This window comes from Peptoniphilus hominis (ex Hitch et al. 2025), from assembly GCF_040096015.1.
Lineage (GTDB): Bacteria > Bacillota > Clostridia > Tissierellales > Peptoniphilaceae > Peptoniphilus_A > Peptoniphilus_A hominis.
On record NZ_JBBMFO010000001.1, the window covers coordinates 103054 to 117626 of the forward strand.

At 31.8% G+C, this 14573-nt stretch carries 15 protein-coding genes; all 15 read left to right on the forward strand.

The features are described from left to right. The first annotated feature begins 38 nt into the window (after positions 1 to 38). On the forward strand, positions 39 to 800 hold the full coding sequence (locus tag WMO19_RS00480) for a hypothetical protein (protein WP_019124475.1): 762 nt from the start codon (positions 39 to 41) through the stop codon (positions 798 to 800). Positions 801 to 838: 38 nt separating this feature from the next. Then, on the forward strand, positions 839 to 1333 hold the full coding sequence (ruvC, locus tag WMO19_RS00485; RefSeq protein WP_349169755.1) for a crossover junction endodeoxyribonuclease RuvC: 495 nt from the start codon (positions 839 to 841) through the stop codon (positions 1331 to 1333). Then, positions 1333 to 1917, forward strand: coding sequence for a Holliday junction branch migration protein RuvA (gene ruvA / locus WMO19_RS00490; protein ID WP_349169756.1), 585 nt, complete (start codon positions 1333 to 1335; stop codon positions 1915 to 1917). Before ruvC ends, ruvA begins: the two co-directional genes overlap by 1 nt. A 4-nt stretch (positions 1918 to 1921) precedes the next feature. After that, positions 1922 to 2923, forward strand: a complete 1002-nt coding sequence (ruvB, locus tag WMO19_RS00495; protein ID WP_349169757.1) for a Holliday junction branch migration DNA helicase RuvB — start codon at positions 1922 to 1924, stop codon at positions 2921 to 2923. Position 2924: 1 nt separating this feature from the next. Next, positions 2925 to 4046, forward strand: coding sequence for a SpoIID/LytB domain-containing protein (locus tag WMO19_RS00500; protein WP_349169758.1), 1122 nt, complete (start codon positions 2925 to 2927; stop codon positions 4044 to 4046). Positions 4047 to 4059: 13 nt separating this feature from the next. After that, positions 4060 to 5079, forward strand: coding sequence for a tRNA preQ1(34) S-adenosylmethionine ribosyltransferase-isomerase QueA (queA, locus tag WMO19_RS00505; RefSeq protein WP_349169759.1), 1020 nt, complete (start codon positions 4060 to 4062; stop codon positions 5077 to 5079). Positions 5080 to 5084: 5 nt separating this feature from the next. After that, positions 5085 to 6197, forward strand: coding sequence for a tRNA guanosine(34) transglycosylase Tgt (gene tgt / locus WMO19_RS00510; RefSeq protein ID WP_332087420.1), 1113 nt, complete (start codon positions 5085 to 5087; stop codon positions 6195 to 6197). Between the two features lie 68 nt (positions 6198 to 6265). Then, a complete protein-coding gene (yajC, locus tag WMO19_RS00515) occupies positions 6266 to 6565 on the forward strand; it encodes a preprotein translocase subunit YajC (protein ID WP_349169760.1) in 300 nt (99 codons plus the stop codon). An 8-nt stretch (positions 6566 to 6573) separates the two neighbouring features. Next, positions 6574 to 6720 (forward strand): six-cysteine ranthipeptide SCIFF, encoded by a 147-nt coding sequence (gene scfA / locus WMO19_RS00520; protein WP_019107118.1) that lies wholly within the window; start codon positions 6574 to 6576, stop codon positions 6718 to 6720. A gap of 51 nt (positions 6721 to 6771) precedes the next feature. After that, entirely contained in the window at positions 6772 to 8124 is a 1353-nt protein-coding gene (gene scfB, locus WMO19_RS00525; RefSeq protein WP_349169761.1) for a thioether cross-link-forming SCIFF peptide maturase, read from the forward strand. Between the two features lie 116 nt (positions 8125 to 8240). Beyond that, on the forward strand, positions 8241 to 10028 hold the full coding sequence (recJ, locus tag WMO19_RS00530) for a single-stranded-DNA-specific exonuclease RecJ (protein ID WP_349169762.1): 1788 nt from the start codon (positions 8241 to 8243) through the stop codon (positions 10026 to 10028). Then, on the forward strand, positions 10015 to 12159 hold the full coding sequence (locus WMO19_RS00535) for a RelA/SpoT family protein (protein ID WP_349169763.1): 2145 nt from the start codon (positions 10015 to 10017) through the stop codon (positions 12157 to 12159). The genes recJ and WMO19_RS00535 overlap by 14 nt, the downstream gene beginning before the upstream one ends. Before the next feature lie 4 nt (positions 12160 to 12163). Then, positions 12164 to 12613, forward strand: a complete 450-nt coding sequence (gene dtd, locus WMO19_RS00540; protein WP_349169764.1) for a D-aminoacyl-tRNA deacylase — start codon at positions 12164 to 12166, stop codon at positions 12611 to 12613. 22 nt (positions 12614 to 12635) lie between these two features. After that, on the forward strand, positions 12636 to 13247 hold the full coding sequence (locus WMO19_RS00545; RefSeq protein ID WP_349169765.1) for an MBL fold metallo-hydrolase: 612 nt from the start codon (positions 12636 to 12638) through the stop codon (positions 13245 to 13247). Beyond that, positions 13244 to 14572 (forward strand): coproporphyrinogen dehydrogenase HemZ, encoded by a 1329-nt coding sequence (gene hemZ / locus WMO19_RS00550; RefSeq protein ID WP_349169766.1) that lies wholly within the window; start codon positions 13244 to 13246, stop codon positions 14570 to 14572. Before WMO19_RS00545 ends, hemZ begins: the two co-directional genes overlap by 4 nt. Position 14573 lies beyond the last annotated feature (1 nt).

Here is a 14573-nt window from a genome sequence, read left to right on the forward strand (position 1 = left end):
TAGTATAATATTTTTATACGAAACCGGAGGATTTTTTTATGGATTTGGCACAAAAATTAAATCAAGAAAATTTTAAAAGTGTTGCCTTTAAAGATATAAAAAAATACCTAATTGCAAATTTCTTGTTTAAGGGTGATTTGGATAGCATAAACATTCTACTAAATCTATACAATGTTTATGAGTCAATTGAAAATATATATCCAAGGTATGTAACTCTTGAAAATTTGAGAAAAGATATAATTAAAATTTATAGGCAAAAGGAAGGAATTGAGTTAATTGCTCGAAATCTTTCTAGCCTAATTCATGATGACATCAATAGATTAGAGCTTTATCTATATTTGGAAGGCTATAGGCTTGGCTTTAACTCTAAGAAGCATATTAATTTATTAGAAATCATAACCCTAAAGTATTTAACTATTGATGAACTTTACAACAGAAATAAACTTTTTCAGTATGAATTTAAAAATGAAGAAGTTTTGTCTTTTAAAAAATTAGTTTTTAAAGATATTAGAAAAGATAGGCAAATTAGGATTTTTATAAAAAGTACACTTTCAGATGTTAAGAAAAGATTACTTAACGATAAAATAAATAATATTAACGATCATCTTGATATGCAACTTATTTTTAAGAGCGAAGATGATAATGTTAAAATTAAGGAAGTGGATTCCTATTTGACTGAAAAGGAAATTGAGACTCTAAACAATAAGATTTCTAAGTTTCTATACATAGATGGATTTAGGATTTTTAGAAACGGTTTTTGGGATGGAGTTAATGATAGAGTTTTAAAGAGATACAAGTAAGGATAGTTTTATGCTATCCTTTTTAAAGTGGTGGTAATTTGGTAATAATGGGCATTGACCCGGGAATAGCAATAGTTGGTTATGGATTTTTAGAACTCAAGGGCAATTCTTATAAGGTTTTGGATTATGGTGCAATCACTACAATGGCAAAAGTTCCACTTCCAGATAGATTAAATTCCATTTATATGGAAATGAATGATTTAATAGAAAAGTATAAGCCTGAAGATATAGCTTTTGAAGAATTATTTTTTAACAAAAATGTCAAAACCGCCATAACTGTTGCTCAGGCTCGTGGCGTTGAAGTTTTATCTGCGAAAAATAGTGGTGCAGGTTTATATGAGTACACACCACTTCAAGTTAAACAAGCTCTTGTGGGTTATGGAAGAGCTACAAAGATACAAGTTCAAGAAATGGTTAAGATGATTTTAAATTTAAAAGAAGTTCCAAAGCCTGATGATGTGGCAGACGCACTAGCTGTTGCCATTACTCATGGTAGTTCGATTAAATTTAAAGAAAGTTTTAGGATGATATAATGATAGAATTTTTAAAGGGAAGAGTACACTCAACTGACAGAGGTTATTTAGTCCTTGAAGCCAATGGCATTGGTTACATAGTAAATATGATTTCAAGAGAGCTTCATACTTTTTATAAAAATGAAGAAGTTTTTATAAATATTAGACTTGTCCTAAGAGAAGATGCTGCAACTTTATATGGTTTTAAAGACAGCGAAACTAGAAATGCCTTTGACCTATTGACTAGTGTAACGGGAATTGGACCTAAGCTTGCCATGGGAATATTAGAAGGAGACGATGTATCAAATATTGCAAAATACATATTGTCAAAGGATGAAAAGTCCCTTACGAAACTCCCAGGTGTTGGCAAAAAAACTGCACAGAGAATTATACTTGAGTTAAAAGATAAGGTAGAAAAATTAAACCTAGATTTAGATTTTGCCACAGAAGAAACTCCTCTATTTGATGAAAATGATGATCCAGCAGTTGAGGCACTTATCTCATTGGGTTATAATGTATATGACGCAAAAAAATCACTGGAAAAAATTGATGCTTCACTAGATATATCCGAGCGCATTAGAGAAGCGTTGAAATTAATGGGTTGATATAATGGATAAAAATAGATTAGTAGAGCCAGCCTTTATTGATGGCGATACAAAGGAAATTAGCCTTAGACCAAAGTGGTTAAGTGAATATATAGGTCAAGAAAAAGTTGTAAATAATTTAAAAATTTTTATTGAAGCTGCAAAAAACAGATCTGAACCACTTGATCACACCCTTTTAAGTGGACCACCTGGTCTTGGCAAAACAACTTTAGCTGGAATTATTGCCAATGAAATGGGAGTAAACTTAAAAGTTACATCTGGTCCGGCAATAGAAAAACAAGGGGATCTTGCCAGCATACTTACAAATTTAAATAATGATGATGTCCTATTTATAGATGAAATACACAGACTAAACAAATCTGTAGAGGAAATTCTTTATCCTGCCATGGAAGATCATGCCCTTGATATAATTATAGGAAAGGGACCTTCTGCTAGATCCATTAGACTGGACCTAGCGCCCTTTACACTAATAGGTGCTACTACAAGGGCAGGTATGCTTACATCACCTCTTAGAGATAGATTTGGTGTGATGTTAAAATTAGACTTATATGACACAAAATCTTTAGTAGAAATTATTATGAGATCTGCAAAGATTTTAAACATACCAATAGAAGAAGAAGGAGCAATGGAAATTGCAAAGAGATCTCGAGGAACTCCTAGAATTGCCAATAGACTTTTAAAGAGAGTAAGAGATTACGCTGAAGTTAAAGAAGAGGGCGTAATAACTACAAAAGTGGCAATTAAGGGTCTCAACCTCTTAGAAATCGACAAATATGGACTTGATAATATTGACAGGAGAATAATTCTTACTATGATTGAAAAATTCTATGGTAGACCTGTGGGTATTGATGCCATATCTGCTGCTATTGGGGAAGACAAGGGAACAGTAGAAGATGTATATGAACCTTATTTAATGCAAATAGGTTTTATTATGAGAACGCCTAGAGGAAGAGTTGCTACAAAAAGGGCTTATGACCATTTTGGAATCGAATACAAGGGTGATTGATATGAAAAAAATTTTAATGTTAGCCATATTTTTATTCTTATTGCCAACTAGCATTTTTGCAAAGGAAAGTTACGACAGAATTGATATTAAAGTTGGAAAATCTGTAAATGCAAAGGAAAATTTAAAGTTAAAATCAAAGAGCAATTTAAATATTATTACTTCAGATAATCAAGTTATAAATAGTACTAATAATAAGGAAATTGAAGTAATGTTTGATGGAAAAAATATCAATGTAAAGGGTAAAAATTTTAAACTTGCAAATTTTCCACAAGATGGCGCTTTTTTAATTAGCTCTGATTCTCCAATTTATGTTGATAAGATCAAGAGAAATTATAGAGGCTCAATTTCCTTTAGAGTTAATAATGGAAAACTAGATATAATAAACAATGTTCAATTAGACGATTATTTAAGAGGTGTTTTGCCTAAGGAAATGAGTCCAGAATTTCCAATGGAATCCCTAAAGGCACAAGCTCTTTGCTCTAGGTCCTTTGCCATAAATAATTTCAACAAATATATAAAAAAAGGATATAACCTAGATGACACAACAAATTCACAGGTTTATTATGGAAAAGATGTGGAAGAAAAATCTACTGATAAGGCTGTAGAAACTACTTTGGGAGAAGTCATTAAGTATGATGGAAAAATTGCTGAGACAATTTTCTGTGCTTCTTCAGGTGGATACACAGTTTCTTCATCAGACGCTTGGGGTGGAAATACTGTTCCATATTTAATTTCGAAGGAAGATCCTTATTCAACTCACCCTTGGGAATACACACTAAAGGACAGTGACTTGAAAAAATTAAATTTAAGCGATGTTTTCGGCGTAAATTTAGATTCTATTAATACTTCAAATAGAGTTAATAACATAAGTTTTAGCACTTCTAAGGGCGATATAACTATGAAAGCCAAGGACTTTAGACAAAAAATTGGCAATACAAGAATTAAATCAACACTATTTGATATAGCGTGTGATAACAATAAAATAGTTGTCAAGGGAAAAGGCTATGGACATGGCGTTGGCATGAGCCAATATGGTGCTGTTGAAATGGCAAAAAAAGGAAATAACTATAAAGATATAATTGGATTTTATTTCCCTGGCACAAATATCGAAAAAATAAAATAACAGAAAGGCAAAAATGAAAACAAAGGATTTTTATTACGACTTACCAAAGGAATTAATAGCACAACATCCAACAGAAAAAAGAGATCATTCCAGACTTCTTGTACTAGACAAAAAGACTGGAGAAATGGAACACAAACATTTTTATGACATCATAGATTATCTCAAAGAAGGGGATGTGCTTGTATTAAATGACACCAAGGTAATGCCTGCACGAATTTTTGGACATAGAGAAGGAAAGGAAGAAAAAATTGAATTTCTTCTTTTAAATCACAAGGGTGACACCTGGGAATGTTTATCTAAGCCAGGGAAAAAAGCACAAATTGGAACTAAAATAATTTTTAGCGACAAATTATCTGCTGAAGTAGTTGATATTTCAAAAGATGGCTCAAGATTTTTAAAATTTGAATATGAAGGAATTTTTGAAGAAATATTAGATGAACTTGGAGAAATGCCACTACCACCTTATATTACAGAAAAGTTAGAAGATAAAAATAGATACCAAACTGTATATGCAAGGGAAGAAGGTTCAGCTGCTGCACCAACAGCAGGTCTTCACTTTACACAGGAACTTCTTCAAAAAGCAAAGGACAAGGGCGTTGAAATTTGCTACATCACACTTCATGTTGGCATTGGAACTTTTAGACCAGTTAAAGTTGAAAATATTGATGAACATGAAATGCACTCCGAATTTTACATCATGACAAAAGAAGTTGCAGATAAAATTAATGCTGCAAAGGATAGAGGAAGTAGAGTAATTGCTGTTGGAACAACAAGTGTAAGAACTGTTGAATCAATTGCAGATGAAAGTGGAAGAGTTTGTGAAAAAAGTGGATTTACCAATATTTTTATTTATCCACCCTATAAGTTTAAGTGCATAGATGCTCTTATAACTAATTTTCACTTGCCAGAGTCAACACTTTTAATGCTAGTGTCCTCACTTTCAACAAGAGAAATTATTTTAAAGGCATACAAGGAAGCTGTAAAAGAAAGATATAGATTTTTCAGCTTTGGCGATGCAATGTTTATAAGGTAGGTTTTATGTTTAAATTTGAACTATTAAAAACTGCTAAGGATTCAAAGGCTAGACTTGGCAAAATTACAACTAATCATGGAGAAATAGAGACACCTATATTTATGCCAGTTGGCACAAGGGCAACAGTAAAGACTATGACTCCTGATGAGCTAAAAAAAATAGGCTCACAAATTATTCTTTCAAATACTTATCATTTATTTTTAAGACCGGGAACTGATATCATAGAAAAAGCTGGCGGACTTCACAAATTCATGAATTGGGACAAGCCGATTCTTACTGATTCAGGCGGCTTTCAAGTTTTTTCTCTATCAGATAATAGAAAAATAACTGAAGAAGGAGTTCACTTTAGAAGTCACATAGATGGCAGTAAAATGTTTATTTCACCAGAAAAATCTATTGATATTCAAAATGTTTTGGGTTCTGATATTATGATGGCCTTTGACGAATGTGCACCCTATCCTGCAAGTCATGAATATATTGATAATTCCATGAGAAGAACTCTAAGGTGGGCAGAAAGATGTAAAGAACATCACAAAAATATTGACAAGCAAACACTTTTTGGAATAATTCAAGGTGGGATGTATAAAGATTTAAGAGAAATTTCAGCTAAAGAAATGGTTGATATGGACTTCAAGGGTTATTCTATTGGAGGTCTGTCAGTTGGTGAGCCAATTGATTTAATGAATGATATTTTGGATTATACTACAGACTTTATGCCAGAAAATAAACCGAGATACTTAATGGGAGTTGGCAGCCCAGATTATTTATTTGAAGCTGTAGAAAGAGGCGTGGATATGGCAGACTGTGTTCTTCCAACTAGAATAGCAAGAAATGGAACTGTCTTAACTCACAAGGGAAGAATTGCCATAAAGAACGCTCTATATAAAGAAGACTTTTCATCACTTGATGAAGATTGTGACTGTTATACTTGCAAGAACTTTTCTAAGGCCTATATAAGGCATTTATTCAATGTTGATGAAATACTTGGAATGAGACTTGCTACGATACACAATTTATATTTCTTATTGGATATGATGAAAAACATAAGAGAGTCTATCAAGGGCGATTATTTCTTAGAATATAAAAATGATTTCTACAAAAAATATGGTTATAAATAATTTCTTGTTAAGTCATGGGATTAAATGTATAATATAATTATTAATAATAAACAAGAAAGGAGTTAATAATGGATCAAAACACAATGTTAAACTTTATTCCTTTAATATTGATGTTTGTTGTTTTTTATTTTTTCATAATAAGACCACAAAAGAAAAAAGCAAATGAAGTAAATGAAATGCGCGAAAACTTAAAAGTGGGCGATAAAATAATAACAATCGGTGGAATAATTGGTAAAATTATTCTTGTAAAGGAAGACTACTTAGTTATCGAAACTTCATCAGAAAATACAAAAATTGAAATAATGAAGTGGGGAATTAACGGTACTTATAAAAAGAATACTGAACTTAAAGACTCAGAAGAAGAATAGGAGATACTATGAAACATATAAAGACACTTACAAAGAAAAACCTAAAGAAAACTTATGAAAAAGGCGGATGTGGTGAATGCCAAACATCTTGCCAATCAGCTTGCAAGACTAGCTGCACAGTTGGAAATCAAAAATGCGAAAATTCTGAAAACTAAGGCAAGGGAAACCTTGCTTTTATTTTTGTTAAGGGATGTAAAGGAGTAAAGATGGTAGAAAGAATTCACAAATTTTATTTAAACGACAGATACATTGTCCTTGATATTGCCAGCGGATCAGTTCATGTTGTTGAAAAAATTGTTTATGAAATGATTGATGATTATGAAAAATTGTCAATGGATGAAATTATAGATAAATTTTCAAAATTTTATAATAAAGAAGATGCTATTGAAGCCTATGAAGAAATAGATTACTTAACTAAGGAAGGTTTATTATTTTCTGAAGACGAACATTTTAAACTTCCAAAGTATAATCCAGAAAATGTTGTTAAAGCTCTTTGCCTTCATGTTGCTCACGATTGTAATTTGAGATGTAAGTATTGTTTTGCTTCTCAAGGAGACTTCAAGGGCGACAGAAGTTTAATGTCCTTTGAAACTGGAAAGAAGGCCTTAGACTTTATTTTAAAAAATTCTGGCAATAGAAAAAATCTTGAAGTTGACTTCTTTGGTGGCGAGCCTCTAATGAATTTTGATCTTGTAAAGAAACTTGTTGCTTATGGAAGAGAAGAAGAAAAGAAATATGATAAGCACTTTAGATTTACAATTACAACTAATGGAATGCTTTTAAATAAAGAAATTGAAGACTTTATCAACGAAAACATGGACAATGTTGTTCTTTCTATTGACGGAAGAAAAGAAATCAACGACGAAATGCGTCCAACAATAAATGGCAAGGGCTCCTATGATGTAATAGTTCCAAAATTTAAGGAGCTTATCGACAAGAGAGGCGACAAGGACTACTTTATTCGTGGAACTTTTACAAATGAAAATTTAGATTTCTCTGAAGACTTAAAGGATTTTTATTCTCATGGTTTTAAAAAGACATCTATTGAGCCAGTTGTAACTGATGAAAGAGAGCCTTATGCCATTAGGGAAGAACATTTAGATAAAATTTTAAGTGAATATGAAAAGATGAGTAAAGACTACATCGAAATAAGAAAAAAAGACAAGGACTTTTCTTTCTTCCACTTTATAATCGACTTGTCACAAGGGCCTTGCATAGTTAAGAGAACTGTGGGCTGTGGTGCAGGATCTGAATATGTGGCTATAACTCCACAAGGAGAAATTTATCCTTGCCACCAATTTGTTGGCGAAGAAGAATTTTTACTTGGAAATGTTGATGACGGAATTTTAAACACTGAACTTAGAGACAAATTTAAAAATTCCAATGTTTACACTAATGAAGACTGTCCAACTTGCTGGGCAAGATATTACTGCTCAGGTGGATGCCATGCCAATGCCTATTACAGCAACAAGGACATCAGCAAACCTTACAAGGTTGGCTGTGCAATGGAAAAGAAAAGAATTGAATGTGCAATTTCAGTTCTAGCAAATGAAGAATAATTTTAAAAATTTATGAACCCTCCGGGGTTCTTTTTTTATAAAATTTATAGATACATAATAGTTTTACCTTAATGGCAATTTTTGATATAATAAACTTTATATGAAGTGGTGATTAAATGGAAAGATGGTTTATAAAAAATAAGAGTGACCCAGGAATTGAATACAAAAAACTGGGCATTAATAATGTTATATATAAAATTTTACTTAATAGAGAAGTTAATAGTGAAGAGGAAATAAAAAGTTTTTTGAAACCTGAGCTTTCAAATTTAAATTCACCAATACTTTTGAAGGACATGGTAAAGGCTTCAAATTTAATTTTAAGTCATCTTGCTAAAAAAAATAATATTAGAATTATTGGAGACTATGATGTGGACGGCGTGACTTCTACTTATATTTTGTATTCAGGTCTTCTAAGAATTGGCGCCAATGTATCCTATGACATTCCTCATAGGGTGGAAGATGGCTACGGAATAAATAATAATTTAATTGATAGGGCATTTGATGATGGTGTAAATCTAATTATTACTTGTGACAATGGAATTGCTGCAAGAGATGCTGTCCTTTATGCAAAATCTAAGGGAATAGATATTATTATAACAGACCACCACGAGGTGCCTAAGATAATAGAAGCTGACAAAGAGAAGGAATTAATTCCTCATGCCAGTGCAGTCATTGATCCAAAACAAAGTTCTTGTTCTTATCCCTTTGAAGACATTTGTGGTGCTGTAGTTGCTTTCAAGTTGATTGAATATTTATATTTAATTAAGGGCGTAGATAAAGAAGAGTTTTACGAAAACTTTTTGCCCTTTGCAGCTATTGCCACTGTCTGCGATGTAATGCCACTTAAAAATGAAAATAGGATTATAGTTTCTCAAGGATTAAAATATTTAAGAGAGACTAAACACCTTGGACTTAACGCCCTTATTGAAGCATCAGACATAAAGAAAAGTGAAATAGATGTATATCATCTTGGATTTATTATTGGACCAACAATAAACTCCAGTGGAAGGTTGGAATCAGCAAAGTATGCTCTAGAATTGCTCTTAGAAAAAGATTATAGCCTAGCACTTGATAAAGCTAAAGAGCTAAGAGAGCTTAACTATGAAAGGCAAAAGCTGACACAAGATGCCTTTAATATAATAGACGAGAAAATTAATCGTGAAAATCTTTTAGAAAAGCAAAAGATTTTGATAATTTATAAGGAAGGACTTAATGAATCAATTCTTGGCATAGTTGCAGGCAAAATAAAAGAAAAGTATTATAGACCCACTGTTGTACTAAGCGATTCAAAGGACTTAATCAAGGGTTCAGGAAGAAGTATTGAAGAATACAATATGTTCAAGGAATTTTCCAAGTCAAAAAATTATTTAGATGCCTTTGGCGGCCATAAAATGGCTTGTGGACTTTCATTGCCCCTTGAAAATTTAGATGATTTCATTAAAGATGTTGATGAAAAAGAAAATTTGACAGAAGAAGACTTAATCAGAAAAATTTATATAGATGGAAATTTAGAACTAAAGTATATTAGCATGAATTTAGTTAAGGAACTTGAAAATCTTGCCCCCTTTGGCAATGGAAATTCTGCTCCAAAATTTGGTGCTAAAAATTTAAAAATAAATACACTAAATATCTTGGGAAAAAATAAAAACTTTTTAAAAATGAATCTTTCTCAAGATAAGGTAAGTTACACAGCAACTTTATTTGAAGATTCTGAAATATTTTTAAATAATCTTGCAAAATCTTATGGAAGGGAAGAAGTAATGGCCCTACTTCAAGGTAGGCCATCAAATTTTTTTATAGATATAATTTTTAATTTGGAACTTAATAAATTTAACGGAAATGTATCCATCCAATTAAAGATTAAATCCTATAGAATTTCAGGTGAAAAGAATGTTAATAGATGAATTAATTGAAAAAGTAAAATCGTATAATGAAAATGCCGATTTTGACATGATAAATCGTGCTTATAAATTTGCTGAAGAGCATCACAAGGGACAAAAGAGAAATTCTGGAGAAGATTATATAATCCATCCCTTAAATGTAAGTTTAATCCTTGCTGAAATGAATATGGATACTGCCACTATTGTCGCTGGATTACTTCACGATGTAGTAGAAGATACTGATGTCACTCTAGAAGATATAAAAAATTTATTTGGTCAAGAAATTGCCGACTTAGTTGATGGAGTTACTAAGTTAAAAAAATTAAATTATAAAAATAAAGAAGAAAAGCAAGCTGAAAATATTAGAAAAATGGTTCTTGCTATGGCAAAGGACATAAGAGTAATAATAGTTAAACTTGCCGATAGACTTCACAACATGAGAACACTTGAGTACATGACTGATGCTAAAAAAATTGAAAAGGCAACAGAAACTGTTGAAATATACGCCCCAATTGCCGATAGACTTGGTATGAGTAGGGTTAAGTGGGAGCTTGAAGACTTATCTCTTAGATACCTTGATGAAGAGGGATATTATGAACTTGTGGAAATGGTAAATAAGAGAAGGAATGAAAGAGAAGACCTAATTAATCACATTATAGCTGAGCTTGAAGAAAATTTAAAAAAAGTTGGCATTGAATGTGAAATAAAGGGAAGGCCAAAGAATTTTTATTCTATTTATAAAAAAATGAAGAAAAAAGGAAAAGTCTTTGATGAAATTTACGATTTATCCGCTGTAAGAATTTTAACTCATTCTGTTAAGGATTGTTACGGAGCTCTTGGTGTTGTTCACACACTTTTTAAGCCAATTCCAGGTAGATTTAAAGATTATATTGCTATGCCTAAGCCTAATAAGTACCAATCTCTTCACACAACTGTAATTGACAATAATGGAGAAACTTTTGAAGTTCAAATTAGGACTTATGAAATGCATCAAACTGCTGAATATGGTATTGCCGCACATTGGAAATATAAGGCTGGCGTTACAAAGGAAACTGCCTTTGATGAAAACTTAACTTGGTTAAGACAACTTTTAGAATGGCAAAAGGACTTAAATGATCCTGGCGACTTTATGGATACCTTAAAGATTGACTTCTTTGCCGACGAGGTTTTTGTCTTTACACCAAGGGGAGATGTTATAAACTTACCAGAAGGATCAACTCCAATTGACTTCGCCTATAGAATTCACTCTCAAGTAGGAAATACTTGTGTAGGGGCAAAGGTAAATGGAAGAATTGTTCCTCTAAACTACACTCTTCAAAGCGGAAATATAGTTGATGTAATAACAAATCCAAATACTAGTCCATCTCTTGATTGGCTTAAAATCGTAAAAAGCCCTCAAGCTCGCAAGAAGATCTCTCAATATTTTAAGGTCAAGGACAAAGAAAAAAATATTGAAAGAGGAAAAGATGCAATTGAAAAAGAAGTAAAAAAACTTGGATATCAAGTTCCTAAAATTTTGCGCGATGATTGGCTAGAGGAAGTTAAGAATAAGCTAAATATGCAGACCCTTGATGAAATGTATGCTGCTGTTGGCTTTGGAACAATTACAACAACACAGGTTACGGCAAAACTATCTGATATTTATAATAAACATTATAAAAAAGACGAAAAAGATGTTGAAGAAATTGTTCAATCAAGAAAGAGATACAATAATCAAGGCATTGAAGTAAAGGGTGTAGATGGAGTAAATGTAAGAATTGCTAAATGCTGTACTCCAGTGCCAGGGGACGACATAATAGGATACATTACAATTGGCAGAGGTATTTCTGTTCACAGAAAAGATTGCAAAAATATGCAAGACAATGTTGATCCTTCAAGACTTGTTGAAGTTAAATGGCAAAGCAGCTATGAAACAAGTTACAGTGCTTCTATTGAGATCAGGGCCTTTGATAAGCCAAATGTTATTAGCGACATTGCTAATAGAGTAAATGATTCTAAGTTAAGCATTTCTTATTTAAATGCCAAGGCAATAAAAAATGGAGATGCTGTAATTGATATTACAGTTGAAATTACTGATAGTGAAGAACTTGAAAGATTAATGGAAAAATTAAAGAGAATCAATAATGTTCTCGAGGTATATAGAGTAAAGGCGTGATAGAATGCGAGCAGTTGTTCAAAGAGTAAAGAGATCTAGCGTATCTGTCGATGGAAAAATTGTTTCAAAGATAGACAAGGGATTAATGGTGCTCCTTGGAGTTGAAGTTAATGATGATGAAAGTGATTTAGACTACATTCTAAAAAAAGTTACAAAGCTTAGAATTTTTGACGACGAAGATGGAGTCATGAATAAGTCACTTCTTGACTACGGATTAGAAATCCTCGTTGTCAGTCAATTTACCCTATATGGAGATGCTAGAAAGGGTAACAGACCTTCCTATATTCGTTCTGCTAAATTTGACCAAGGAATTCTTTTATATGAAAAATTTATTGAAAAACTTGAAAAACTCGATGTAAAAGTTTCTCACGGAGAATATGGCGCTGACATGGATGTAGAACTTATTAATGACGGACCTGTTACAATTTTATTGGATTCAAGTAAGGAATTTTAGGTGAATTATGCAATATAAAATTATGAAATTAGTAGTCGGAGAATTGCAAGAAAATTGTTTTATTCTCTTTGACGAAAACAAAGATGCTTTTGTGGTGGATCCAGGTGGATCAAGCGAAAACATAATTGAGGCAATTGAAAAAAATAATTTAAAGATAAATTATATTCTCTTAACTCATGGTCACTTTGATCATGTTGGTGCAGTTGCTGCTTTGAAAGAAAAGTTTAAGGCTCCAGTATATCTTCATAAAAATGACAGAGAGTTTTTGGAAAATCCAAGAGAAGTTAGAGAATCAGCCTTTGGCCTACAAATTGAAGCTGCCAAGGTAGATGTTTTTGTAAAGGATGGAGACGAAATTCCTTTTTCTGATGATAAAATTAAGGTAATTGCAAGTCCAGGGCATACTATTGGTTCAGTTTGTTACCTTTTCAAAGATTATTTGTTTGCAGGAGACACTTTATTTAACGGATCTATTGGAAGAACAGATTTCCCTGAATCAGATCACTCACTTATGCTTGAGTCACTTAAGAGGTTAAAGGAACTTGATGACGATATTTATGTTTTGTCAGGTCACGGTCCAGAATCACAAATGAGTTACGAAAAGATGTCAAACCCTTATTTAAGAAGATTATGATTGAAATTGAATGTGAAAATGAAGCTCTAAAAAAATCTATTTTTGAATTTTTTAGGATGAAACTTCCCAAGGATTATAAAAATTTAGATTTGCATTTAAAAATTAAAGTTCTTGATGAATTTATTTTTCTTGAAATTTTGGGAGAGAAAATAAATAAAAGTGCAAATCTTGATTTAAAAAATGACAAGCCTCACTTTGTTATAAACAGATTCCTCTTTGATTTATTTTCAAATTATGAAGATTTTGATTCTAGCTTTGGAATTTTAACTGGAGTTAGGCCCTTAAAACTAGTCTCAAAAGTTTTTGAAAATAGTTCCTATGAGGAATCAATAAAAATCTTATTTGATAAATACAGGATAAATGAAAGTGACACAGATTTTTTATATAGAATTTATAAAAATCAGGAAAAACTTCGTGAAAATTCTAATTTAAATAATTACAATGTCTATGTGCACATACCTTTTTGTCCAAGTAGATGCCTTTATTGCTCCTTTGATACAACTATTGGGAATAAAATAAAGATAGATGCTTATACTAAAAATTTAATTGATGACATAAAATCTTATGAGTTAAATTTTTCTAAAAAGCCAAATTCAATTTATATTGGCGGGGGGACGCCAACAGCAATAGGAAAAGAAAATTTAGATAAAATTATTGATGCTGTATTAGAAAAATTTAGTAGCGCAAGGGAATTTACTGTTGAATGCGGAAGAATAGACAGTCTTAGTATAGAAGTTTTAGAAATGCTAAAAAGAAAAGGTGTTAATCGAATTAGTTTAAATCCACAAAGCTTTAACGAAGATGTTATTAGCAAATTAAATAGGGTATCAAATGAAAATTTTAGTTATTGGTTATATAAAGCGAGAGAAATTGGCTTTGATGTTATCAACATGGACTTAATAATGGGCCTTCCTGGAGAAAGTAAGGAAAGCATTTTAAAATCAATAAAAAAAGCAATTGATTTTTCGCCAGAAAACATTACCCTACACAGCTTGGCACTAAAAAATGGCTCAAAACTTTTCGAAAATTCTTATTTTAACGAAGAAGATTATAGTGATCTCATTGAAGAATCGAAGAAACTAATGCTTGATTCAAACTATGAGCCTTATTACCTTTACAGGCAGAAAAAATCTGTTATTAGTTCAGAAAATATTGGCTATGCAAAAAAAGGATCTTCTTCTATTTATAATATTGTAATGATGGAAGAGCTGGAAAACATTATTGGATTTGGCCTTGGAGCAAGCACAAAAATTTTAGATTCACAGGGAAAATTTAAGAGAAATTTAAATTCTAAAAATCTCGAAGATTTTATAAAGAGGAGATAAT

Coding starts and splice junctions, on each gene's coding strand:
- recJ (WP_349169762.1), top strand. CDS start 8,241: ATGGAAAGATGGTTTATAAAAAATAAGAGTGACCCAGGAATTGAATAC.
- WMO19_RS00480 (WP_019124475.1), top strand. CDS start 39: ATGGATTTGGCACAAAAATTAAATCAAGAAAATTTTAAAAGTGTTGCC.
- dtd (WP_349169764.1), top strand. CDS start 12,164: ATGCGAGCAGTTGTTCAAAGAGTAAAGAGATCTAGCGTATCTGTCGAT.
- WMO19_RS00500 (WP_349169758.1), top strand. CDS start 2,925: ATGAAAAAAATTTTAATGTTAGCCATATTTTTATTCTTATTGCCAACT.
- tgt (WP_332087420.1), top strand. CDS start 5,085: ATGTTTAAATTTGAACTATTAAAAACTGCTAAGGATTCAAAGGCTAGA.
- WMO19_RS00545 (WP_349169765.1), top strand. CDS start 12,636: ATGAAATTAGTAGTCGGAGAATTGCAAGAAAATTGTTTTATTCTCTTT.
- ruvA (WP_349169756.1), top strand. CDS start 1,333: ATGATAGAATTTTTAAAGGGAAGAGTACACTCAACTGACAGAGGTTAT.
- ruvB (WP_349169757.1), top strand. CDS start 1,922: ATGGATAAAAATAGATTAGTAGAGCCAGCCTTTATTGATGGCGATACA.
- hemZ (WP_349169766.1), top strand. CDS start 13,244: ATGATTGAAATTGAATGTGAAAATGAAGCTCTAAAAAAATCTATTTTT.
- yajC (WP_349169760.1), top strand. CDS start 6,266: ATGGATCAAAACACAATGTTAAACTTTATTCCTTTAATATTGATGTTT.
- WMO19_RS00535 (WP_349169763.1), top strand. CDS start 10,015: ATGTTAATAGATGAATTAATTGAAAAAGTAAAATCGTATAATGAAAAT.
- scfA (WP_019107118.1), top strand. CDS start 6,574: ATGAAACATATAAAGACACTTACAAAGAAAAACCTAAAGAAAACTTAT.
- queA (WP_349169759.1), top strand. CDS start 4,060: ATGAAAACAAAGGATTTTTATTACGACTTACCAAAGGAATTAATAGCA.
- scfB (WP_349169761.1), top strand. CDS start 6,772: ATGGTAGAAAGAATTCACAAATTTTATTTAAACGACAGATACATTGTC.